The organism is Pseudomonas peli, from assembly GCF_050563605.1.
GTDB classification, from domain to species: domain Bacteria; phylum Pseudomonadota; class Gammaproteobacteria; order Pseudomonadales; family Pseudomonadaceae; genus Aquipseudomonas; species Aquipseudomonas peli_A.
On the sequence record NZ_JBNXUH010000369.1, the window covers coordinates 1 to 316 of the forward strand.

At 60.1% G+C, this 316-nt stretch carries 1 pseudogene; it reads left to right on the top strand.

The annotated features are described in order from the left end of the window. A pseudogene (locus ACQ4LH_RS22005) lies at window positions 1–112 on the top strand (hypothetical protein); the annotation flags it as partial. Between the last annotated feature and the right edge of the window lie 204 nt (window positions 113–316).

Sequence of the window (316 nt, forward strand, 5' to 3'; positions counted from 1 at the left end):
GCGCGAAAGCGTGCAGATCTGGAGCGTCGACGGCCAGCCGGTGACGCATGAGAGCGTGCAATACCACGAAGGTGCGGAAGCCGCCGACAAGGGTGAGTACCGCCACTTTATGCTNGCGTCGTGGCCAGCGGCAGATGTGTATAAGAGACAGGCAAGAAGGCGGGCAGATCWGGAGCGTCGACGGCCAGCCGGTGACGMGTGAGAGCGKGCAATACCACGAAGGTGCGGAAGCCGCCGACAAGGGKGAGTACCGCCACTTTATGCTCAAGGAAATCTTTGAGCAGCCCAAGGTCTGTCTCTTATACACATCTGACGC